Genomic DNA, 2,921 nt, shown 5'->3' with positions numbered 1-2,921 from the left:
CTGGCGCGCCTCACCACGGGAGGCGGCGTCCGCGGTCGCCCAGTCGGCGGAGGTCGCCCAGCGGGCGACCTCCGCCGACTGGGCGACCTCCGCCTTGGCGGGCGTCTCGGACCCGCCGACGGCGCCGGCGCCGACCTGGGCGAAGCCGACCAGGCCGAGGCAGCAGAGGGCGCCGGCGGTCACCGCCATCCGGGTCCGCCCGGGCCGGGCGGGGACGGGGTTAATGAGGGCACCGAAGCGGGTACGCAGGGAGCCGAGGGAGAAGAGCCGGGGAGCAGTACGCTCGGGGAGACCGGTCAACCGTTCGGTGGATGGGATATCGTCCGAACGGTCAGCCGAGTCGCCGAGGCCGTACTGGTCGTCGAGGCTGTCGTCGTCACGCATTCGACGAGGCTAGGCAGGAGCAGCACCGATTACCCAGCGTGATCGAGTGGTCCTGCCCACAATCGGCACGCCGGAAACCGGGCGATCGATTCACGGGCGCCAGCCGCCCCGACAATCCTCGCGGACCGGTCAAACCTCCGGTCCACACGGCGGGGCACACCCACCGGCACGGACCACGCAGTCCGCGGCAGGGCCGCCCATGATCTACTAACTCGTACGTTCGGCTGATGCGTCATTCCCCCGTTCACCGGAGACTGGCGGTCAAGATCGGCGCATTCGCCCCACTTTGATCATGCCGGTCACCGAATTGTGATCAACCGTCGGGCAGCGCACCGGCCGCTTCCGGAATGGATCAGGGCGGCGGGTACGTTGCCCGAACCGGGTGCCGTGCGCGCACGGACCCGTACGCGCGTACCCAGGGAGGTCCGAACCGGTGCTCGACCCACACGAGCTCTACGAACTCGCCGACGATCTGCCCGACCTCGGCCAACCGGTACTGATCCAGGCCCTCACCGGCTTCGTCGACGCCGGCAGCGCCACCCGGCTGGCCCGAGAGCAGCTGCTCACCTCCCTGGAGTCCCGCCCGATCGCCCGCTTCGACGTCGACCAGCTCTTCGACTACCGCGCCCGCCGCCCGGTGATGACCTTCGTCGAGGACCACTGGGCCGACTACGACGCGCCGGAGCTCGAGCTGCGGCTGCTCCACGACGACGACGAGACCCCCTTCCTGCTGCTCACCGGCCCCGAGCCGGACGTGCAGTGGGAGCGGTTCGTGGCCGCCGTCGCCGGGCTCATCGCCCGGCTGGACGTCCGGCTCACCGTCGGCCTCAACTCGATCCCGATGGCGGTCCCGCACACCCGCCCCACCGGGGTCACCGCGCACGCCACCCGACGCGACCTGATCGCCGGTCACGAACCGTGGCTGCAGCGGGTCCAGGTCCCGGGCAGCGTCGGCCACCTGCTGGAGTTCCGCCTCGGCGAGCAGGGCCGCGACGCCCTCGGCTTCGCCGCGCACGTGCCGCACTACGTCGCCCAGACCGAGTACCCGGCCGCCGCCGAGGTGCTGCTCGCCTCGATCTCCCGCAGCACCGGACTGCTGCTGCCCCGGGACGGGCTGCGCGCCGCCGCCGAGGTGGTCCGGGTGGAGATCGACCGGCAGGTCGCGGAGACCGACGAGGCCGCCACCCTGGTCCAGGCCCTGGAGGAGCAGTACGACGCGTTCGCCCGGGGCCGCGGCGAGAAGAACCTCCTCGCCCCGGAGACGGGTCCGCTGCCCACCGCCGACGAACTCGGCGCCGAGCTGGAACGCTTCCTGGCCGAGCAGAGCCGCCCGGGCGACACCCCGGGCGCCTGACCGGCCGCGCGCGACACCCCGGCGAGCTGACCCGGCGGTCCGGCCGAGGATGCGGCAGGCTGGAGACATGCGCCTGGCGACCTGGAACGTCAACTCGGTGAAGGCCCGCCTGCCCCGGCTGCTCGACTGGCTGGCCGGCACGAAGCCCGACGTCGTCTGCCTGCAGGAGACCAAGTGCCCCGACGGGGCGTTCCCGGTCGCCGAGGTGGGCGAGCTGGGGTACGAGGCGGCCAGCCACAGCGACGGGCGGTGGAACGGGGTGGCGATCCTGTCCCGGGTCGGGCTGGCCGACGTGGCGGTCGGGTTCCCGGGCGAGCCCGGGTTCCCCGAGCCCGAGGCCCGGGCCATCTCGGCCACCTGCGACGGGCTGCGGGTCTGGTCGGTGTACGTGCCGAACGGGCGCGCTCCGCACGACCCGCACTACGTGTACAAGCTGGCCTGGTTCGCGGCGCTGCGGGACGCCCTCGAACCGGAACTGGCCACCGGACTGCCGCTGGCGGTCTGCGGGGACTTCAACGTGGCACCGACCGACGCCGACGTCTGGGACCCGGCGCTCTTCGTCGCCTCCACCCACGTCACCCCGGCCGAGCGGGCCGCCCTCGCCGCGCTGCGCGACCTCGGGCTCAGCGACGTGGTACCCACCCCCATGAAGGGCCCGCACCCCTTCACCTACTGGGACTACCGGGCCGGGATGTTCCACCAGAACAAGGGCATGCGGATCGACCTGGTGTACGCCTCGGCGCCGTTCGCCCGCGCGGTCCGCTCCGCGTACGTGGACCGGGAGGCCCGCAAGGGCAAGGGGCCGTCCGACCACGCCCCGATCGTGGTCGACGCCGACCTGGTGCCGGCCGTCGAGTCGTTCTGAGCCGGTCGCCGTATGCCCGGCCCGATCCTGGTCGGTGGTTAGGGTGGAGCCATGGCAGTCGTGAAGATCAACGCGATCGACGTTCCGCCCGGCGCCGGCGAGGAGTTGGAAAAGCGCTTCGCCGCCCGCGCCGGGGCCGTGGAGAACTCCCCCGGCTTCCTCGGCTTCGAGCTGCTCCGCCCGGTCGGCGGGGAGAGCCGCTACTTCGTCTACACCCGCTGGGAGTCCGAGGAGGCGTACCAGGCGTGGGCGTCCGGCCCGTCCCGGGCCGCGCACGCCGGCGGCGCGGGCGGCGGGCAGCGCCGGCCAGTCGCCCGG

3 protein-coding genes and 1 pseudogene are annotated in these 2,921 nt (G+C 73.1%); 3 read left to right on the top strand and 1 reads right to left on the bottom strand.

The window, feature by feature from the left end; genetic code table 11:
* Window positions 1–384, bottom strand: a pseudogene (locus DKL51_RS05195) (hypothetical protein); the annotation flags it as partial.
* A 433-nt stretch (window positions 385–817) separates the two neighbouring features.
* On the opposite strand from DKL51_RS05195, the gene DKL51_RS05190 reads away from it, so the two are divergent.
* The 3 genes from DKL51_RS05190 to DKL51_RS05180 all read left to right on the top strand — a co-directional run.
* Window positions 818–1,738, top strand: a complete 921-nt coding sequence (locus DKL51_RS05190; RefSeq protein ID WP_109965002.1) for a proteasome assembly chaperone family protein — start codon at window positions 818–820, stop codon at window positions 1,736–1,738.
* Window positions 1,739–1,805: 67 nt separating this feature from the next.
* Window positions 1,806–2,603: an exodeoxyribonuclease III gene (locus DKL51_RS05185; RefSeq protein ID WP_109945682.1), complete on the top strand. Its 798-nt coding sequence runs from the start codon at window positions 1,806–1,808 to the stop codon at window positions 2,601–2,603.
* Window positions 2,604–2,654: 51 nt separating this feature from the next.
* Window positions 2,655–2,921 (top strand): antibiotic biosynthesis monooxygenase family protein (locus DKL51_RS05180; RefSeq protein WP_148097727.1); only part of this gene is annotated, 267 nt, incomplete at its 3' end.

The sequence above is a fragment of the Micromonospora globispora genome (genome assembly GCF_003857015.1).
GTDB lineage: Bacteria > Actinomycetota > Actinomycetes > Mycobacteriales > Micromonosporaceae > Micromonospora > Micromonospora globispora.
The sequence above is the reverse complement of the archived record's forward strand: the minus strand, read 5'-3'. Positions and strand labels throughout refer to the sequence as shown.